This window comes from Pseudomonas sp. BN515 (assembly GCF_029873155.1).
Lineage (GTDB): Bacteria > Pseudomonadota > Gammaproteobacteria > Pseudomonadales > Pseudomonadaceae > Metapseudomonas.
This window is the reverse complement of sequence record NZ_SSOH01000042.1, coordinates 1-17,827: the sequence shown is the minus strand read 5'-3', so window position 1 is coordinate 17,827 and position 17,827 is coordinate 1. Positions and strand designations below refer to the sequence as shown.

At 64.4% G+C, this 17,827-nt stretch carries 16 protein-coding genes and 1 tRNA gene; 7 read left to right on the top strand and 10 right to left on the bottom strand.

Annotation, left to right across the window (positions count from 1 at the left end; genetic code table 11):
- Positions 1-12 precede the first annotated feature (12 nt).
- A complete protein-coding gene (locus tag E8E91_RS10850; protein ID WP_280375764.1) occupies positions 13-195 on the top strand; it encodes a type II toxin-antitoxin system HicA family toxin in 183 nt (60 codons plus the stop codon).
- Between the two features lie 32 nt (positions 196-227).
- Positions 228-635 carry a type II toxin-antitoxin system HicB family antitoxin gene (locus E8E91_RS10845; RefSeq protein WP_280375763.1) on the top strand — a complete coding sequence of 136 codons (408 nt, stop codon included), beginning with the start codon at positions 228-230 and terminating at the stop codon, positions 633-635.
- On the opposite strand, the gene E8E91_RS10840 is transcribed toward E8E91_RS10845, so the two are convergent.
- A complete protein-coding gene (locus E8E91_RS10840; protein ID WP_280375762.1) occupies positions 636-1,925 on the bottom strand; it encodes an FAD-binding oxidoreductase in 1,290 nt (429 codons plus the stop codon).
- Between the two features lie 191 nt (positions 1,926-2,116).
- Positions 2,117-2,458 (bottom strand): zinc ribbon domain-containing protein YjdM, encoded by a 342-nt coding sequence (locus tag E8E91_RS10835; protein ID WP_280364324.1) that lies wholly within the window; start codon positions 2,456-2,458, stop codon positions 2,117-2,119.
- Positions 2,459-2,664: 206 nt separating this feature from the next.
- On the opposite strand from E8E91_RS10835, the gene cysC reads away from it, so the two are divergent.
- Positions 2,665-3,246 carry an adenylyl-sulfate kinase gene (cysC, locus tag E8E91_RS10830; RefSeq protein WP_280375761.1) on the top strand — a complete coding sequence of 194 codons (582 nt, stop codon included), beginning with the start codon at positions 2,665-2,667 and terminating at the stop codon, positions 3,244-3,246.
- Positions 3,247-3,249: 3 nt separating this feature from the next.
- Here cysC and E8E91_RS10825 read toward each other — a convergent pair whose 3' ends face one another.
- The 3 genes from E8E91_RS10825 to E8E91_RS10815 all read right to left on the bottom strand — a co-directional run bounded on the left by E8E91_RS10825 (position 3,250) and on the right by E8E91_RS10815 (position 5,947).
- Entirely contained in the window at positions 3,250-3,720 is a 471-nt protein-coding gene (locus E8E91_RS10825) for an LEA type 2 family protein (protein WP_280375760.1), read from the bottom strand.
- Positions 3,721-4,216: 496 nt separating this feature from the next.
- Complete coding sequence (locus E8E91_RS10820) at positions 4,217-4,972, bottom strand: phytanoyl-CoA dioxygenase family protein (RefSeq protein ID WP_280375759.1); 756 nt, start codon at positions 4,970-4,972, stop codon at positions 4,217-4,219.
- 138 nt (positions 4,973-5,110) lie between these two features.
- The gene (locus E8E91_RS10815) at positions 5,111-5,947 is read right to left on the bottom strand and encodes an arylamine N-acetyltransferase (RefSeq protein WP_280375758.1); all 837 of its coding nucleotides are present in this window, start codon (positions 5,945-5,947) and stop codon (positions 5,111-5,113) included.
- 385 nt (positions 5,948-6,332) lie between these two features.
- Between E8E91_RS10815 and E8E91_RS10810 the strand changes: the two genes are divergently transcribed.
- Positions 6,333-7,778, top strand: a complete 1,446-nt coding sequence (locus E8E91_RS10810; protein ID WP_280375757.1) for a sodium:solute symporter family protein — start codon at positions 6,333-6,335, stop codon at positions 7,776-7,778.
- 187 nt (positions 7,779-7,965) lie between these two features.
- On the opposite strand, the gene E8E91_RS10805 is transcribed toward E8E91_RS10810, so the two are convergent.
- The 4 genes from E8E91_RS10805 to E8E91_RS10790 all read right to left on the bottom strand — a co-directional run bounded on the left by E8E91_RS10805 (position 7,966) and on the right by E8E91_RS10790 (position 13,016).
- On the bottom strand, positions 7,966-8,277 hold the full coding sequence (locus tag E8E91_RS10805) for a hypothetical protein (RefSeq protein WP_280364313.1): 312 nt from the start codon (positions 8,275-8,277) through the stop codon (positions 7,966-7,968).
- A 108-nt stretch (positions 8,278-8,385) separates the two neighbouring features.
- Entirely contained in the window at positions 8,386-9,204 is an 819-nt protein-coding gene (locus E8E91_RS10800; protein WP_280375756.1) for an outer membrane protein OmpK, read from the bottom strand.
- A gap of 269 nt (positions 9,205-9,473) precedes the next feature.
- On the bottom strand, positions 9,474-11,678 hold the full coding sequence (locus E8E91_RS10795) for an Ig-like domain-containing protein (protein ID WP_280375755.1): 2,205 nt from the start codon (positions 11,676-11,678) through the stop codon (positions 9,474-9,476).
- Between the two features lie 42 nt (positions 11,679-11,720).
- Positions 11,721-13,016 carry a hypothetical protein gene (locus E8E91_RS10790; protein WP_280375754.1) on the bottom strand — a complete coding sequence of 432 codons (1,296 nt, stop codon included), beginning with the start codon at positions 13,014-13,016 and terminating at the stop codon, positions 11,721-11,723.
- A gap of 387 nt (positions 13,017-13,403) precedes the next feature.
- Between E8E91_RS10790 and E8E91_RS10785 the strand changes: the two genes are divergently transcribed.
- The 3 genes from E8E91_RS10785 to E8E91_RS10775 all read left to right on the top strand — a co-directional run bounded on the left by E8E91_RS10785 (position 13,404) and on the right by E8E91_RS10775 (position 16,972).
- Positions 13,404-14,813, top strand: a complete 1,410-nt coding sequence (locus E8E91_RS10785) for a HAMP domain-containing sensor histidine kinase (RefSeq protein WP_280375753.1) — start codon at positions 13,404-13,406, stop codon at positions 14,811-14,813.
- 6 nt (positions 14,814-14,819) lie between these two features.
- On the top strand, positions 14,820-16,250 hold the full coding sequence (locus E8E91_RS10780) for a sigma-54 dependent transcriptional regulator (RefSeq protein WP_280375752.1): 1,431 nt from the start codon (positions 14,820-14,822) through the stop codon (positions 16,248-16,250).
- A gap of 188 nt (positions 16,251-16,438) precedes the next feature.
- Positions 16,439-16,972: a response regulator gene (locus E8E91_RS10775; protein ID WP_280375751.1), complete on the top strand. Its 534-nt coding sequence runs from the start codon at positions 16,439-16,441 to the stop codon at positions 16,970-16,972.
- Positions 16,973-17,253: 281 nt separating this feature from the next.
- Here E8E91_RS10775 and E8E91_RS10770 read toward each other — a convergent pair.
- A tRNA-Ala gene (locus E8E91_RS10770) sits at positions 17,254-17,329 on the bottom strand.
- Positions 17,330-17,827 lie beyond the last annotated feature (498 nt).

Genomic DNA, 17,827 nt, shown 5'->3' with positions numbered 1-17,827 from the left:
CAAGGACTGGACGTGAACAGCCGACAACTCATGGAACTGATCGAAGCCGATGGATGGTTTCTGGTCAGGATCAGGGGCAGTCATCACCACTTCAAGCACCCGAGCAAGCCGGGTCTGGTGACGATCCCCTATCCGAAGAAGGACCTGCTACCTCGGACCGCGGCTAGCATTCTCAAACAGGCAGGGCTCAAGTGAGCTTGTCTTCATCTCTTCCGAAGGGCTTCAACATGCTTTATCCGATTGCGATTCTCCCCGGTGACGATGGGCACGCCTGGGGTGTGGAAGTACCGGACCTGCCTGGCTGCTTCTCGGCTGGCGATGATCTGGATGAGGCGATGGCGATGGCGCGGGAAGCCATCGAGGGGCATCTGGAAATCCTGGCGGAGGAGGGGGCGCCAATTCCGGTGGCGAAGAAGGTCACGTTCCACGCCGCCAATCCAGACTATGCCGGCTGCACCTGGGCGCTGGTGGAAATCGATGTGACCCGCTACATGGGCAAGGCGGAGAAGCTGAACATCACCTTGCCCGGCTATCTGTTGAATCGCATCGACGATTACGTACGGAATCACCCCGAACAGAAGAGCCGCTCGGGCTTTCTGGCCGCGGCGGCTCTACGAGTGTTGCAGGAGTCCTGATTACCGATTCAACCGCCGTGCATCGAACGCATCGCGGGCCTGGAAGGCGGTGTAGGTCATCTGCGCGGCAACCAGCCCGGCGAGGCCGAAGGTGCGGGTCAGGCCGAATCGGCTGAAGCCGGGGGGAATCGGCGTGGCGTTGGCGATGGCGTCGGCCAGCACTTCGCCCGCCACTGTGGTCGGCGCCATGCCGTGGCCACCGAAGCCAACCGCGTGCCAGATGCCATCGGCGTCCCGGCCGATCTGCGCCATCTGGTGGCGGCCGTAGCTCATCAGTCCTCCCCAGGAATACTGGATCTCCACATCCTCCAGCTGCGGATAGACCGCGACGAGGTCGGCCTTGAGCAATCTCGCGATGGCATCTGGATTACGGTCGAGGATGGAGATGCGGCCACCCCAGAGAATCCGGCTGTCCTGCATCGGACGGTAATAGTCGAAGGCGAAGCGGGTGTCGTAGACCGCCGACTCGCAATCGATGGCCTCCGCCAGGTGCGCGCCCAGGGGCTCGGTGGCGACCACGTAGGTGGCGATGGGGAGCACCGCGCGCTCGACGGGGCGGTGGAGGCCGCGTGAATAGCCGCCGCCGGAGAACACCACATGCTCGGCGTGAACTTCACCGCCTGCGGTCCTGACCACGTACTTTCCGGCGCGCTTCTCGATGGCCAGGGCGGGGGATCGTTCGTGGAGGCGGACGCCCAGGTTGGCCAGTGTCCGGGCGATGCCACAGACGTACTTGAGCGGATGGAAGTGGAAGGCGTTGCGCTCCAGCAGGCCGCCGAAGTAGCGCTCGGTCCTGAGCATCTCCTTCAGTTCGCCGGGCGGGATGTACTCCCAATCCACGCCGTAGGCCTGCTTCATCAACTGGCGCGGGGTCTCCAGGCGCGCGGGGTCGTTGAACCAGTTGGCGAGGATTACACCCTTGTCCACCAGGTCGCAGTCGATGCCGTAGTGGCGGCTGCGGTGACGGATCAGTTCGACCGCATCGAGGGTGAGTTGATACAGGCGACGCGCCTCCTCGGCGCCCAGGGTGGCCAGCAGATCGGCGTTGCCCAGGCTGTAGCCGCCGAAGACGAAACCGCCATTGCGCCCCGAGGCGCCGTGGCCGACATCGTGGGACTCCAGCACCACCACATCGGTGACGCCACGCTCGGCCAGCCCCAGGGCGGTGGACAGTCCGGCCAGCCCGCCACCGAGGATGCACACCCTGGCGTCGGTGCGGCCCGAATGGGCAGGGTAGGCGGTCCGATCGACCGTGGCTTCGTAGTAGGTCTTGGGAAATTGGGGGCTCATCAGTCGTTCCTGTCGCCGGCATCCTGCTGCTCGTTGAACGACTGTTTAGCTTGGTGGGGCGATGGAGGACAACCGAAAAATCCTCCGCATGTCAGTCCAGGGCGGAATGACAGCGGGATAGGCGGCAAGGCGCTGCCTGGCCCACAAAAAAGCCCGGCACAGGCCGGGCTTTCTCGGGGTGGATTCGTGGCTCAGACCTTGCGCACGAATTCCGACTTCAGCTTCATCGCGCCGATGCCGTCGATCTTGCAGTCGATGTCGTGGTCGCCGTCCACCAGGCGGATGTTCTTCACCTTGGTGCCGACCTTCACCACCAGGGACGAGCCCTTGACCTTGAGGTCCTTGATCACGGTGATGGTGTCGCCGTCCTGCAGGACGTTGCCGACGGAATCCTTGATCACCTTGTCATCACCGGTGGCATCGCTGCTGGCGTCAGCGGACCACTCATGGGCGCACTCGGGGCAGATCAGCATCGCGCCGTCTTCGTAGGTGTATTCGGAGTTGCATTTGGGGCAGGGCGGCAGGGTGCTCATGGGGACCTCGACTTCGGTGTCACGAAAAACCATGAATTATATAAGGTTTTGCCGCTGCTTTGCCCATTTCTGCGATTTCGTATGTCAGATGTATCGGATGCTTTATCGACTTGACCCTATCCAAATCTATTCGCGCAGAACGGCTGCTAGTCTCCCAGCTCGGAGAAATCGCGGGCTTACGAAAGTGACTACGAGTGGCTGGGATTATGAATGACGCCGTTCCCTACGAACTGACCCTGCCGATGTGGGCCAGGGCATCGATCAAACATCAGCGCCCGCGCTGCATCTGGCTGACCGGCCTGTCCGGCTCGGGCAAGTCCACCTTGGCCAATGCGCTGGAAGTGGAGCTCAACGCCCGTGGCCTGCACACCTATGTGCTGGATGGTGACAACCTGCGCGGCGGCTTGTGCCGGGACTTGGGCATGTCTGCGGAAGATCGCCGCGAGAACGTCCGGCGTATCGCCGAGGTGGCGCGGCTGATGGTGGATGCGGGGCTGGTGGTGATCGTGTCGGCGATCTCGCCGTTTCGCGCCGATCGCGAGGCTGCGCGGCAGATGTTCGCGCCGAGGGAGTTCTCCACCGTCTACGTCAGCACCTCGTTCGACGCCTGCGCCCGCCGCGACCCCAAAGGGCTGTACCGGGCGGCGCTGGAAGGGCGCATTCGTAACTTCACCGGCCTGGACAGCCCCTACGAACCGCCACTCGATGCGGACTGGGAAGTGGACACCGAGGTGACCGCACTGCCGCTGGCAATCCACGAACTGCTTGGGTTCGTGCTGAGCAACTGAGGATCAGGGCGTGTCGATCGGCTCGGGAATGCTCAACACGCCGGCATCGGAGAAGCGCCGGGTTCCCCAGAAGCCACCACCCAGTTTTCCGCGCAAGGCATAGGGGACATTCTGGATCGGGCTGCCGCCAGTGAGGTTCCAGGTTTGGCGCAGCACCGAGAAGGCGGAAATAGTCACCGGCACTTCGATCAGCTTTTCCCCGAAACCCTCTACCGTGCCGTCCTGGCTGCTGACGCCACTGGCCAGCGGCAGGTCGTTCAGGTCCAGTTCCAGGGCGATGCCGCTGTAGTGGATCGCGCTTTCATTGGGGTTCTGCACCCGCAGCTTGAGGTTGAAGCGCATTTCCATGCCCTCGCCATGGATCGGCTCCATGCCCGCCATGTCCACCTGCAAGGGATCGTGCTGGACGAAGCCGACGCATCCGGCCAGGAGCGACAAGGCAAGTAGCAGGGCGGCGGGGATGATGGCGCGCATGAACGGAATCCTGCGTGGAGGCTTGCCTTGAGTAAAGAACAGCCCGGCGTCGACGTACCCACATTTTCTGTGGATCGGGCTGTGGATATCGTCTGGATGGATTGCGCCAGAGCCCGTGCTGCAAGGGCTGGTTCGGGTTGCTCGTTTCCTGGGCGAATGAGGTGCAACCCTGTCGAGCGTGCAGCCCATTGCGGATACCCACGGATTCTGTGGGGCAAGCTGTGGATAGCTTTGGGGTGAATGGCTGGAGGGCTCGATCTGCGAGGCTTTCAGCGCGGTGATCGGATTTTGTTCAGGTGATGATGGTGCTCGCGGGATGGGTTGCGATGCTGGGGCGTTTCACAAATGGATTCGCTCCCGGAAGGTCCGGATAGCGCGTCGCACACGAAGGGGGAATGCCCACAAAATCTGTGGGCCGTCCTGTGGATATCTTCGGGATAACTGCGTGGGTTGCCCATGGGAGCTGGGCTGGAAGCGGTTGCTCGGTTTTTCGGCGTCAGTCGTACTCGGCAGCCTCGTGATCGCCCAGTAGCCGGCGCTGGCGTGGCGTGCAGGCAGCGAGCACCTGCGGGTTGAAGCGGAAGTCCAGATAGGGCGAGAACTTCTGCGCCACCATGCGCCGTCCGTAGTGGACCTGCAGCAGGTAGCGGCTGCGGTCGTGGGTGCGATTGCGGCTGCCAGCGTGCCAGAGCTCGCTGCGGAACATCAGCACATCGCCCGCCCGACACAGTACGGGCTCGGCCGTTTTGCCGTGCCAATGGGTTTCGCCGGGCCGGGGTTTACGGCCGGCGCGGTGGCTGCCGGGGATCACCAGGGTAGGGCAGAGGTCGGCGTCGATATCGTCGAGGTACAGGTGCGCGGTGCAGACCTGCATCGGCAGCGTGAAGGACGGATCGGCCAGCAGGCTTTCCGGCAGCTCCATCGCCAGGTGATCCAGGTGCAGTTCGGCGCCGACGAAGCCCGGATGGCAGCGCCAGGCGGTCTGGCCAATCACATGGCAATCCCCGCCCAGCGCCGCTTCGGCCAGCTCGATCACGCCGGGCAGGTCGAGCCAGGGCAGCCATTCCGGCCCCCGGTTGAACACGCATTTGAAGTGATCGTCCACCAGGCCGAGGTAGTCCCAGTGGACGGGCTGGAGTTGGTCCATCAGCTGGCGCAGGGTGGCGACGGCGGTTGCATCGAGCACGCCGGGGAGGAGGGTGAAGCCCTGCTCGTGCAGGGCGGTGAGATGGTCGGCGGTGGACATGGGCATGTCCTCTTGCACTGGGGAGCTACAAGGGTGGACCAGGCTCCAGCGGTCCACCATTGGAGCCCGGGACTTCGCCGTAGGGTGCGCCGCGCGCACCAGCCGTTCGGCACAGGACAGCGGTGCGCGCAGCGCACCCTACCGTCAGCCCTGGAGCAGGCCGGCCAGGCGAAGTTGCAGCGGCTCGATCTCGTCGTCCGTGAGATTCAGCAGGAAGTCGTTCTTCAGCACCTCCACCAACTCGGCGGCATCCTCGATCTTGCGGCTTTCCAGACGGCCGTCGCGGTGGCGCCTGTTGAAGGTGCCGTTGGCCAGGGTCAGGCGCCACTCGCCGTCGCTGCAGGCGGTCATCAGCATCTTGCGGAAAACGCTGTCGGGGTGAGTGGAGGTGTACCAGTTGCGCGGGATGCAATCGACCCAGGCGTTCACCTCGGGGCCGAAGCGGTAGCAGGCCGCCCAGCCCGTCTCGGCGCGGAAGTTTTCCAGTTGTACCTCGCCCGTGCCGTCGACCTGGGGGCTCAGCCGGTACGGCAGGTCATCGGGCATCGGCCCTTCGAGGGGGACGGCGCGCCAGGGGGTGGCGGAGCCGAAGCCGACATCCGCCAGATGCGGACCTTCCGGCAGCAGCACGCGCAGCATCAGGTGGGAGAGCATGGTCTGCGGCGCGTCCAGCGGCAGGCCCCAGCGCACCCGGCCGCCCAGCGTTTCGACCTGGTAGCCGAGGGCGAGCAGCAAGCGGGCGAAGAGGTTGTTCAGCTCGTAACAGTAGCCACCCCGGCCACGCTCCACCACCTTGGCGAACACCGCATCGGCGTCGATGTGGATGGGGCGGTCCAGCAGTACGTCGACGTTCTCGAACGCCACCCGCTGCTGGTGGGCGGCGATCAGCCGGTCGAGGCTGGCAAGGTCGGGACGCTGTGGCGCGGGGGTGTCCAGGTGGCGCAGATAGGCTTCGGTCTGCTGCGGGGTCAGCGCGTACATGCGGAGCGGCTCCGTGGGGGTGACGCGTGGATGCTAGCAGATGCTTCCTGCACGACGACGAACGGTAGCTTGGTGTTTTTCTTAAGCAACGGAGCATGTAAAAAATAAAAAACTGACGAGTCACAAGCTGACGTTCTGAGGCCTTTCAAATCAAGGCATTGCATTCATCGTTGTGTCGTACTTGCACAGGCATCCTGTCGATTTTTTTGCTCATAGACGCCGTAATCGTTTGACATATTTTACGTCTTTGGCAGACTTCGCTCCCGTGGTAACCGTCCGGTTCGCTCCGTGCCGGGCTTCGCCGTCAATAACAAAAACTCCGTCAGTCGAGACACCTGAGTACCAGGTCTCCGGCCCGACGGGCGTGCCTCTGGAACAAGAACAAATGCTGATCTGGTTTGTTGCGGTATACCTGCTGGTCACCGTAGGTGTCGGTTTCTACGCCTCCACCCGTGTGAAAAATTCCAAGGACTTCGCGGCCGGCGGCCGGAGCATGTCCTTCCCCCTGGTCGCGGCGATGGTGTTCGCCACCTGGTTCGGCTCGGAAGCCGTGCTGGGCATTCCCGCGAGCTTCATCGAGGAAGGATTCGCCGGAATCATCGAGGACCCCTTCGGCTCCTTCGGTTGCCTGATGCTGGTGGGGCTGGTGTTCGCCCGTCCGCTCTACCGCATGAACCTGCTGACCATCGGTGACTTCTTCAGGAAGCGCTTCGGTCCGAACGTCGAGATGATCACCAGCCTGGTCATCATCGGTTCCTACCTGGGGTGGGTGGCTGCACAGCTCACCGCACTGGGCCTGGTGTTCAACGTGCTGTCCGATGGCTCCATCACTACCACCCAGGGCATGCTGATCGGCACCGGTATCGTGCTGCTCTACACCCTGTTCGGCGGTATGTGGTCGGTGGCCCTGACCGACTTCATGCAGATGATCATCATCGTCGTCGGCCTGGTGTACCTGACCTGGCTGATCGGTGACATGGCCGGTGGTGCCGACGTGGTGATCAGCCATGCTGCCAGCGAAGGCAAGTTCACCTTCATGCACAGCTTCGAGCCTCGGGACATCGTCGCCTTCATCGGCGCCGCGGTGACCATGATGTTCGGCTCCATTCCGCAGCAGGACGTATACGCCCGCGTGATGTCGGCCAAGACCGAGAACATCGCCGCCCGCGCTTCCATGACCGGCGCCGTGTTCTACCTCTCCTTCTGCATGCTGCCGATCTTCCTGACCTACGCCGCGTCGCTGATCGACCCGGCCATGGTGCAGAAGTGGCTGGCCGAAGACTCCCAGATGATCCTGCCGCACCTGATCATGGAGCGCACGCCGCTGTTCGCCCAGATCATGTTCTTCGGTGCGCTGCTGTCGGCCATCATGTCCACTGCCTCCGGCACCCTGCTGGCACCGTCGGTGACCTTCACCGAGAACGTGCTCAAGCGCTTCATCCCGGACATGAGCGACCGTCAGTTCCTGCTGGCCATGCGCCTGAGCGTAATCGCCATGACCATCGCGACCTCGCTGTTCGCCCTGTACTCCGACGCGAGCATCTACGAGATGGTGGGCAACGCGTACAAGGTGACCCTGGTTGCCGCCGTGGTCCCGCTGTTCGCCGGTCTGTTCTGGAAGCGTGCGACCACTCAGGGTGCCCTGGTAGCCATCGCCCTCGGCCTGGCCTCCTGGGTTTTCCTGGAAGCGACCTACGCAGAAACCGACTTCTGGCCGCCGCAACTGGCTGGCCTGTTGATGAGTGCCCTGGGCATGGTCATTGGCTCGCTGCTGCCGCAGTTCGTGCGCAGCCGTGCCGAGATCATCGGTGCGACCCCGGCTAGCGCCTGATCGACCGACGCATGAAAAAGCCCCGCCAAGTGCGGGGCTTTTTCATGTGCGGCGAATTGCTTGTAGGGGCGAATTCATTCGCCAAGGGCAGCGCAGCTGCCCCGTTTGGCACTACAGGGCAGACCTTGGGCCTGCTTGGCGAATGAATTCGCCCCTACAGGAGTAGTGCCCGACCCACGGGTGGCAATCAGGCCATCAGTTCGACGAAGCCGCGCAGCACGGTCAGGCCGACGAACAGGCTCATGGCGATCTGGCTCTTGCGGGGCACGGTGTCGCACAGGTGCTTGTAGTCGATGGGGGCGATGAAGAGCTTCGGCCAGCAGGCGAAGGCGGCGCAGAGGGTGATCAGGGAAAGCGCGGCGAGGCTTGCGGAGAAGTCGAAGGGCTCGCTGGAGAAGATGCAGCTGACGGGGATGGCAACGGCCAGGGCGAGCCAGCCGCAGGTAACCAGTTTCTCACCCCGGGTGCGAGGGGAGGCTTGGGCGCTGTCGCTGGCCATCGGTGGGTTCCTTGTCTGACTGCAGGCTGAGACTGTCGCGCATTCTCTACCTGCCTCCCCAATGGCGCAAGCCAGAGGGGCCCGCCGTTGCGACGGGCCCCACGGATATCAGAAGTGCACCTTGGCCAGCAGGCTGAAGGTGTTCTGGTCGGTGCCGCCGAGAATGTCGTCGCCGAGGAAGCCGTTGTCGTCAATGGCGTACTTGTTCTTCCAGTAGTCGTACTCGATGCCGACGTAGAAGTGCTTCACCGCGCTCCAGCCCATGGCCTTGCCCAGGTCGTACTTGATCTGCGGGTTGAAGTGCAGGTTGGCGTGCAGGTCGTTGGGACGGTCGGAGGTGGCGTCCTTGTTGTTCCACACCCAGTCCATGAAGCCGTCGATCACAACGTCCGAGTTGCCCACCGGAATGGTGTAGGACCACACCGGGGTGACCTGCCACTGGCCGGACGGGTTGTTGGTGATGCCGTCGGGCTTGCGGTAGTAGAAGTTCAGCTGGAAGTAGTCGAAGCCGGGGACCTTGAGGTCGAAGCCCGGGCCGAGCAGGTAGTTCTGGGTGCGGTTCTCGCCACGCTCATAGGTAGCGGCCAGCAGCACGTCGCTGATGGGGCCGAATTCCAGTTTCTGGTCGAACATCTTGCCGAAGGACAGGCGCGGGGAGATTTCACCGTAGTAGGTGTTCTTGCCCAGGTTCGCGTCTTCCTCGCCGTTGTAGTTGATCTGGTCGACGAAGATGAACAGGTCGCCGAAGCTCCAGCCGCTGGCGTGCTCGAAGGTGAAGGTCTGCTGGGTTTCCGGGTTGATCTGGAAGTTCTGGCCGTACAGGTAGGTCAGGCTGTTGTCCTGCCACAGCAGGGGGCCGTCGGCCAGGGCGTTGCCGGTCGCCAGCAGGCCGCCGGCGAGCATCAGGGAAGAAAGGGCGCGATTCATCAAGGGTTCCAATGGTTTTCGAGCGTTTCCATCTGTGTGGAAACTTGACTGGTTGGTCATGGCCGCCTGCGAGGCAGGAAGGGCAGGGGGCGGGATTATCGGGAGATAACGCGGTTTTTCAAGCGTTGATGTGCATTTTTTGTGCAGGTGCCGACCGTCGGGGGAATCGTGAATGAGTCCGCTCCCACGGGGAAAGGTGTCCCATCAACCCCGGACAAAAAAATCCCCCGGCGCGCCTCGCGCGGCCGGGGGCAACTGGAGCCGGACCGTCAGCGCACGGTGATCGGTGCGGTGCTCACGCCGCCGAACGTGGAGCGGACGGTGACGCTGGGGGTGGCGCTGGGGATGAAGGTGGTTGAGTTGTTCACCGACAGCTTCCAGCGGCCATTGCCGGCCGGGGTGGCGGTGCCCAACTGCACCACGCCCCGGGTAGTGGTGACTTCAATGCGGATCTGGTTGCCCTGGGGCCGCGACGTGGTGCCCTGGATGTCCCAGGAAACGCGCCCGTTGTTGCCTGCCTTCACGTTGGCCGTGGTGATCGCCAGGGTATCGGCGGCCGTCGCCGGGTTCACCGTCACGGTCACCGTCGCGGTGGTGGAGGTGGCGCCGATGGCGTCCTGCACCTGGTAGGTGAAGGTGGCGGTCAAGGGGGCGTTCAGGCTTGCCGGCGCGATGTAGGTCACCGTCGTGCCATTGGTGCTGACGGTGCCGCTCCCGGCCGCCGGCGGCGTCAGGTTCACCACGGTCATGGCATTGCCTTCCGGATCCACATCATTGGCCAGCACGTTGATCGTCACTTGCGCGCCGGCGCTGGTGGTGGCGGTGTCGTTGGCGACCACCGGCGCCAGGTTCGGCTGCACGGTGAGGGTCACCGGTGCCGGGATGGAGAGGGCGCCGAGATTGTCGCGGACCTGATAGGTGAAGGTCAGCGTCTGCGTCGTGTCGACCTGCGCCGGTGGGGTGTAGATCAGCGAGCCGTTGCCGCTCTGCACCAGGCCGCCGAGGGTGACGCTGCCAAAATTGTCGATGATCAGCGGCAGGTTGCCGTCCGGGTCGCTGTCGTTGGCGGTCAGGGCCAGGGTCACCGGCACGCCGGCGGTGGTGCTGGCGCTGTCCGGATTGGCCACGGGCGGCTGGTTGTCCGGGCGGGGGAAGGGGCTGCCTTCGATGACCACGAACTCGGTATCGCTGCCGCCTGCGGCGGACTTCACCGTGATCATCGCCGGCGGCTGCTCGATGCCCACGGCCACCAGGCGCTGGGTCGCACCACTGACCGGCAGCAAGCGTCCGAAGCCCTCGGTCACCATGGCCGGGATCTCGACTTCATCGCTGGAGCGCGCCTCTACCGTCAGCGTCTTGTCCGGCCAGGAGTAGCGGGCCTGGGTGATGTTGACGACGTCGACCAGCGGCTGGGTCTGGGTGGTCGCCGAGGCGTTGGTGTCATTGGCGGTGACCAGCACGAAGGGCGGCAGGCTGGCCGGGGCGACGTCCTGGCCGAAGAAGTGGCCGCTGCCATCGCCGGTCATCTGGAACTGGCAGGGTGACGGCGGGTCGCCCACCAGGTCGAGGCTCTCGCGGAAGCACAGCGTGGCATTGGCGCCGGAGTTGGCGAACACCGAGATCCAGGTGCGCTGGGCATCGCGGCTGTAGGTCGCGCGGTCGACGCCTATCTGGCTGGCGATGCCGCCGGTGAACACCTTGCCGGACAGGTTGAACAGTTCGGTCCGGATGGACAGGCCGTTTGGCCCGTCGATGCGCACGAAGTTGGTGCCGAAGGGGCTGCCGGTGACCCGCTCGGCCAGGTTCGGGTCGCCGATGAAGGTTTCCGTCTCGCCGGTTTCCGGGTTGGTTTCCGTGTACAGCGGGCCGTCACGATGGAGGAAGGGGCCGATGTTGCCGGTCAGGGCGCCAGTGAAGTCGCCGGGTGCGCCGATACCGATGTCACGGGTCAGGTTGATCGCGCGCCGGCCGGACCCGGTGACGGTGAAAGTGTCCACGCCGTAGGGGTGGGTGACGGTGTAGGTCCCGGCTCTCGGAACCGTGGCGCGGATGCGGATGCGCGCGAAGCTCTGCTGGTCGCCCAGGCGTGGTACCTCGGCGGCGAAGGCTGCTTCGACACCAGCCACATAGGTATCCAGCTGAAGCCCGTTGCCGGGGTCGTCGATGCTGGTTTCCGCGAGCATCCAGAAGCTTTCATCGGGGAAGTTGGCGGGGAAGACGATGGGCTTGGTGTCGTCGAAGACACCGGGGGTCGGCAGCAGGGTGCACATGAAGCTGCCCGGCACCCGCGAGCTGCGCGCCTTGGACAGGCACAGCTCCAGGGGTACGCCTGGCTCGTCCTGGTACCAGCGCGGGAAGTAGCCGCTGGCGGCGGTGTAGGGTCCGAGGTCCACCGCTGCCAGTTGCGCCTCGGCAACCGGCAGGCCGATGAGCAGGCCCAGCGCCACGGTGAGTATTCCTGGCCATTTGAACATGACTGCCTCCGTTCACCCGCTGGCGGCGGGTGAGTGTTGTCCTCAGGGGAGAATCTGGACTTCTTCGGTATCGGAACCGCCGTTGGCCGAGAGCACGCGCACGGTCGCCGGAGGAATGCTGTTGAGCGGTAGCTGCAGGTGACCGGCGACCAGCGTGCCCAGGCCTTCGAGGGTCAGCGCGGGCTGGCCGGTCTCGTCGCTGGAGCTGGCGTCCACGGTCAGCTGGCCGGTGCCCACGCTGTACTCGGCGCGGCTGATGGTCACCAGGTCCACCAGCGGGGCGGACAGGGTAGTAGCCGTGCTGCCGGGAATGGCTGCAGCGTTGTCGGCAGTGAAGGACACGCTGCCGCTACCGGCGGGGCTGCTGGCGGATTGGCCGTACCAGGCGCCGTTGGCGTTGCCCTGCATGGCGCCGCTGATGCCGGCGGTATCGGTCCAGGTCACGGTGGCGGGGGCCGGTGGCGCCTGGGTGAAGTAGTCCTGCTGGGCCACCCCGTTGGCGCCGCCACGGGAATAGGTGGCGCGCTCGACGATCAGCGGAGTCGGCAGCTGCACCTGCGACAGCTTGCCGGAGATGGCGAACAGCCGGGTTTCGGCACGCATTCCGTTGGGACCTTCGATGCGCACGAAGTTGGTGCTGAAGGGGCTTCCGGTGACTTCTTCGAGGATATTCGGGTCGCCGATGAAGGACTCCGATAGTCCGGTCAGCGGGTTGGTCTCCACATAGGGGCCGTTCACCGAGCGCAGGAAGGGGCCGATGTCGCCCTTCAACGCGCCAGCGAAATCTCCCGGCGCGCCGATGCCGACGTCGCGGGTCAGATTGATCGCGCGGGTGCCGGGCGCATCCACATCGAACACTTCCACGCCGTAGGGGTGGGTGATGGTGTAGGTACCGGCCACCGGTACCGTCACCCGGATACGGATGCGCGCGAAGCTGATCTGGTCGCCCGCCGCCGGCGCATCGCCACTGAAAGCGGCCTCCAGCGCGGAGACATAGATGAGGTCGATGCCGGTGGCGGCGTCGGTGATGGCCGCATCGCCGGTGAACCAGAACGCCTCATCCGGGAAGTTGCCGGGGAAGACGATGGGCTGGGTTTCGTCGAACACCCCGGGCGTCGGCAGCAGGTTGCACATGAACGAGCCGGGTACGCGTGTGCTCAGTGCCTTGGACAGGCACAGGTCGAGGGCGCGGCCGTGGGTGTCTTGATACCAGGCGGCGAAGAATCCGTTGGCCTCGGTAAAGGTTGTCTGGTCGACCGCATAGAGACCGGCCTTGGCCGGGACGACCGTGAGTCCTAGAAGCAGCGGGAGCGCGAGTTTCGGGAGTGCGTTGTGCATGGTGTCGCCCTTCCAGTCGATGAACTTCGCCGTTTGTCCGGCTCCGATGGGCGGGAGGCCCGTCGTTGACAGGGGGAAAGCGCAACTCCCATGCCATCTGGTTCCGCCCGCTCTGCCTCGCGGGGATGGCGAAAAAACGCGCACTTGATGGCACGAATGTGCTCGACGACCGCTGGGGACTGGCTCCCCAGATCTGGGTGGAAATTGGGTAGGGAAATGGGGAATCCCCAGGACGACCGCTCACCCGCCGCTGAACGGTAGGGCCGCGGACGACGGGGCCTGCGCTATAACTACCCGGAGCCGGCGCAGGAGTTGCCGGCCCGGCCGACGGCCCGTTTTGACACTCGCCTTGCGAGCGAACCGACGGTCACCTACGGGGAGGTCTCGATGAAGATGGCGATGGCTGCCAAGCCCTTCAATCTGTTCCGTTGGTTTTCCCTGGTGAGCCTGGTGATCATCCTCGTGGTGGCCATTCTGCTCGGCTCGGCGGCAACCCGTTTTCTCATGCGCGAGAGCATCGACCGCGATGCCATGCTCAGCGCCCAGTTCATCAAGTCCATTGCCGATGTCGAAGTCATCCACGGTAATTTCTCGCCAGGCCTCAGCCTCAGCGAATTCCTCGACAAGCGCGTCGACGGCGCGCGTCTCGGCGTTTCCCACGAACAGTTGGTGAAATCCCACGAGGAATTCTTCGACCACATCGTGCGTCTGCCCGATGTGCTGCTGGCCAGCGTCTACGCGCCCGACGGCATGGTGATCTGGTCCACCCGCCCTGAACTGGTGGGCCGCCACGCCAGCAGCGACAGCCGCCTCAAGGAAGCCATCCAGACCCGCAGCACCGTCACCGTCGACCGCCACGGCGGCGAGCGCCTGGTGGAACGCTACTTCCTGCAGGCGCCCAAGGGGCTTTACCTGGAGAGTTTCATTCCGCTGCAGGACAGCCGGGGCGAAGTGCTCTCGGTCATCGAGATCTACAAGGAGCCGGTGGACCTGATTGCCCGCATGAATCGCGGCCTTGTCCTGCTCTGGACCGCCACCGCGCTGGGTGGCGCGGTCATCTACCTCAGCCTGTTCTGGTTCGTCCGCCACGCCTCGCGCCTGGTGGAAGACCAGCAGCGCAAACTGGTGGAAAACGAAACCCTGGCCCTGCTCGGCGAAATGTCCACCGCCGTCGCCCACAGCCTGCGCAACCCGCTGGCTTCCATCCGCTCCAGTGCCGAGCTGGCGCTGGAGGTGGACCCGGGGCCGCTGCACAAGAACCTGGGCGACATCATTACCCAGGTCGATCGCATGTCGAAGTGGGTGCGCGAGCTGCTGATGTCGGCCCGCCCGCTCTCCGGCGACCAGGAGCCGGTGGACCTCACGGTCGCCCTGGAGGAAACCCTGGCCGCCTACGAACCGCAGATCCGCCATGCCGGCATCGAGGTGGACTGGCAGAGCCGGCAGGCGCCCAAGGTGGTCAGCCACCCGGTGCTGCTGCAGCAACTGCTGGGCAGCGTGCTTTCCAACGCCATCGAAGCCATGCCGCGCGGCGGCCGCCTGGCCATCTGCCTGGAGCCGGATGCGCGCCGCCGCCTGCTCACACTGACCGTCAGCGACACCGGCAGCGGCATGTCGCCGGCCATGCTGGAGATGGCCTTCAAACCCTTCCACACCACCAAGCGTGGCGGCCTGGGCGTTGGCCTGGTGCTGGTGCGCAAGATCATCGAGCGCTTCGGTGGTGACGTCAGCATCGACAGCCGGGAGAACGCCGGCACCAACGTGCACCTGACTTTCAGGGCCACGGCAGGGGGATAACAAACCATGGGTAACAGCATTCTGATCGTCGAGGACGACGAGATCCTGGCCGACAACTTCTGCACCTACCTGCAGCGGCGCCAGTTCGACGTCATGGTCTGCAGTTCTGCCGAGGAAGCCCTGCCGATCATCGAGGCGCAGCACCCGGACCTGGTCCTCACCGACTATTGCCTGCCGGGCATGAGCGGTTGCGACCTGATCAGTCGCGCCCGTGCCATGGACGAGCAGCTCAAGGTCATCATGATCACCGGCCACGGCAACGTGCAGGGCGCAGTGGAAGCCATGAAGGCCGGCGCCAGCGACTACCTGACCAAACCGGTGGCCCTGGCCGAGCTCAAGCTGGTGGTGGACAAGGTGCTGGAGGCGCGTCGCCAGGAACAACGGCTGTCGTTCTACCAACAGCGTGAAGCCCAGGACTCCGGGCTTACCGAGCTGATTGGCGACTCCGAGCCCATGCGCAACATGAAGGACATGGTGCGCCAGGTGCTGGCGGCCGAAGAACGCATGGCCGGGGAAGACCTGCCGGTGGTGCTGATCGAAGGCGAGACCGGCACCGGCAAGGAACTGGTGGCTCGCGCCCTGCACTTCGACGGCGCGCGCAGCAAAGGTCCCTTCGTCGAATTCAACTGCGCCTCGATTCCTTCGCATCTGCTGGAGGCCGAACTCTTCGGCCACGAGAAAGGCGCCTTCACCGATGCCAAGGACCGTCGTGTGGGACTCGTGGAAGCGGCGGACGGCGGCACCCTGTTCCTCGACGAAGTGGGCGAGATCGACCTGCTGCTCCAGGCCAAGCTGCTCAAACTGCTGGAGGACCGCACCATCCGCCGCCTGGGTTCGGTGCGCGAGCGCAAGGTCAACCTGCGCATCATCAGCGCCACCAACTGCAACCTCGAACAGATGGTCCAGGAGGGCAAGTTCCGCCGCGACCTGTTCTTCCGCCTGCGCATCATCACCATCAAGGTGCCGCCGCTGCGCGCCCGTGGCGATGATGTCCTGACCCTGGCCGACCACTTCGTCACCCAGCACGGCAAGCGCTACGGCAAGCCGGGGCTGCGGTTCAGCCCGGAAGCCAAGGCCGTGCTCAGGGGCTACAGCTGGCCGGGCAACGTGCGCGAGCTGCGCAATATGCTGGAACAGACCGTGCTGCTGGCGTCGGGCAACAACATCGGCCCCGAGCAGCTCACCATTTGCCGCGGCCTGCTGGCGGGCGCGGGCGTCACCGAGGCCGCCGCGCCCATGGTGAACGGCGGCCAGCTGGGGCTGGAAGACGAGAACATGAGCCTGTCCGACGCCGAGCGCGACCTGGTGGTGAAGGTGCTGGGCAAGACCGACTGGAACATCTCGAAGTCCGCCCGCATGCTCGGCCTGACCCGCGACATGCTGCGCTATCGCATCGACAAGCTGGGCCTGGAGCGCCCCGACCGTCACCAGCACTGAATGCCCCGTTAACGGGAAAACCCCCGACCAGGGTCGGGGGTTTTCGTCTGGTGAAACGCTTCCACGGAACTAGACTCTAGTAATCATCGGCCCCAGAGGGTCGATGCAGCCTTGGCTCGGAACGTGCAGGGATGCAAGCAGCGGTCAGCCTGGCCGTCGTCCGATCTCCTGACAGGGGAGTAGCCGCAGTGTCGAAGAAAGTACTGATAGTCGACGATGAAGAAATCCTTGCCGGAAACTTCCAGACCTATCTGGAGATGCTCGGCTGTGAAGTCCGCACTGCAGCCAATGGCGCAATCGCCCAGCAGGTCGTCGCGGATTTCAAGCCCGACCTGCTGGTGCTCGACTATCGCTTGCCGGACATGACCGGCTTCGATGTCTTCGATGCCATTCAAGGCCTGCATAGCTGCGAAGCGGTGCTGATGACCGCGCACCCCAGTATCGAAGTGTGCAACCGTGCCATCGAGCGCAGCATCGACATCATCCTCCTCAAGCCCTTCCCGCTGCCCGAACTGGGCAATGTGGTGCTCCACGGCCTGCCCAGCGCGGCAATGCGCGAACAGGAGGCGCCGAGCGAGCAGCCGACGCAGGTAGAAAGGCGCAGTGGCGGCGAAGTGAGCTTTCCTCTGAAACTCTATGACGGCGCCTGGGTGCTCTCTGACCGCCGCCGTCCCGCGTCCAGCTCCGAAGAACCTTTGAAGCAGGCCAAGAAGGGCACTTGAGTTCGTCGGATCGAATCAAGCGCAGGCATCGACCTGCGCTTTTTCTTTACAGGGCGAAAAGTTGACAGATCGACCGACGCGACAGGGCGGATCAAGATCGTGGCTGCTGGATTCCCAACCGGACACGAGGACTGCCCCATGCTTTCGTTCGAACTCATGCTGGAACACCAACTCCTCAGCCTGGCCATCGCCACCACCCTGAGCGGCCTTGCCTGGCTCGCCTATGGCCACGCCTGACATGCAAAGCCCCCGAAGGCCAGTCACCGTCGGGGGCTTTTTTCTGGTGGAGACGAGGAGGATCGAACTCCCGACCTCGGCGTTGCGAACGCCGCGCTCTCCCAGCTGAGCTACGTCCCCGGCAGGCTCAAGACTAGACCTGGATTTTCCTGATTGCCCGAGGGGCAGGACGGCGTCCTGCATAGCGATTGAAATCGCCCCGACAGGGCCTGTGCCGATAGTGGGCCGAGAGTCACCCCTCTCCCGCTTGCGGGAGAGGGGCTGGGGGTGAGGGTAGTTACAGGCCGGCTGACTGCCGACCAGTTTCGTAGGTTGGTGCGGGCAGCGTTCCGCTAGAGCGCAGCGAAACCCAACGCTGCGGCGCCTGTGCCGGGCCACGTTGGGCCTCGCGGGCTCGGACCAACCTACGGGGCCGCTGCACGGCCCATGGCAAATGAATTCGCCCCTACAGGGCCTGAGCCGATGGTGGGCTGAGAGGCACCCCTCTCCCGCTTGCGGGAGAGGGGCTGTGGGTGAGGGTAGTTACAGGCCGGCTGACTGCCGACCAGTTTCGTAGGTTGGTGCGGGCGGCGTTCCGCTAGAGCGCAGCGAAACCCAACGCTGCGGCGCCTGTGCCGG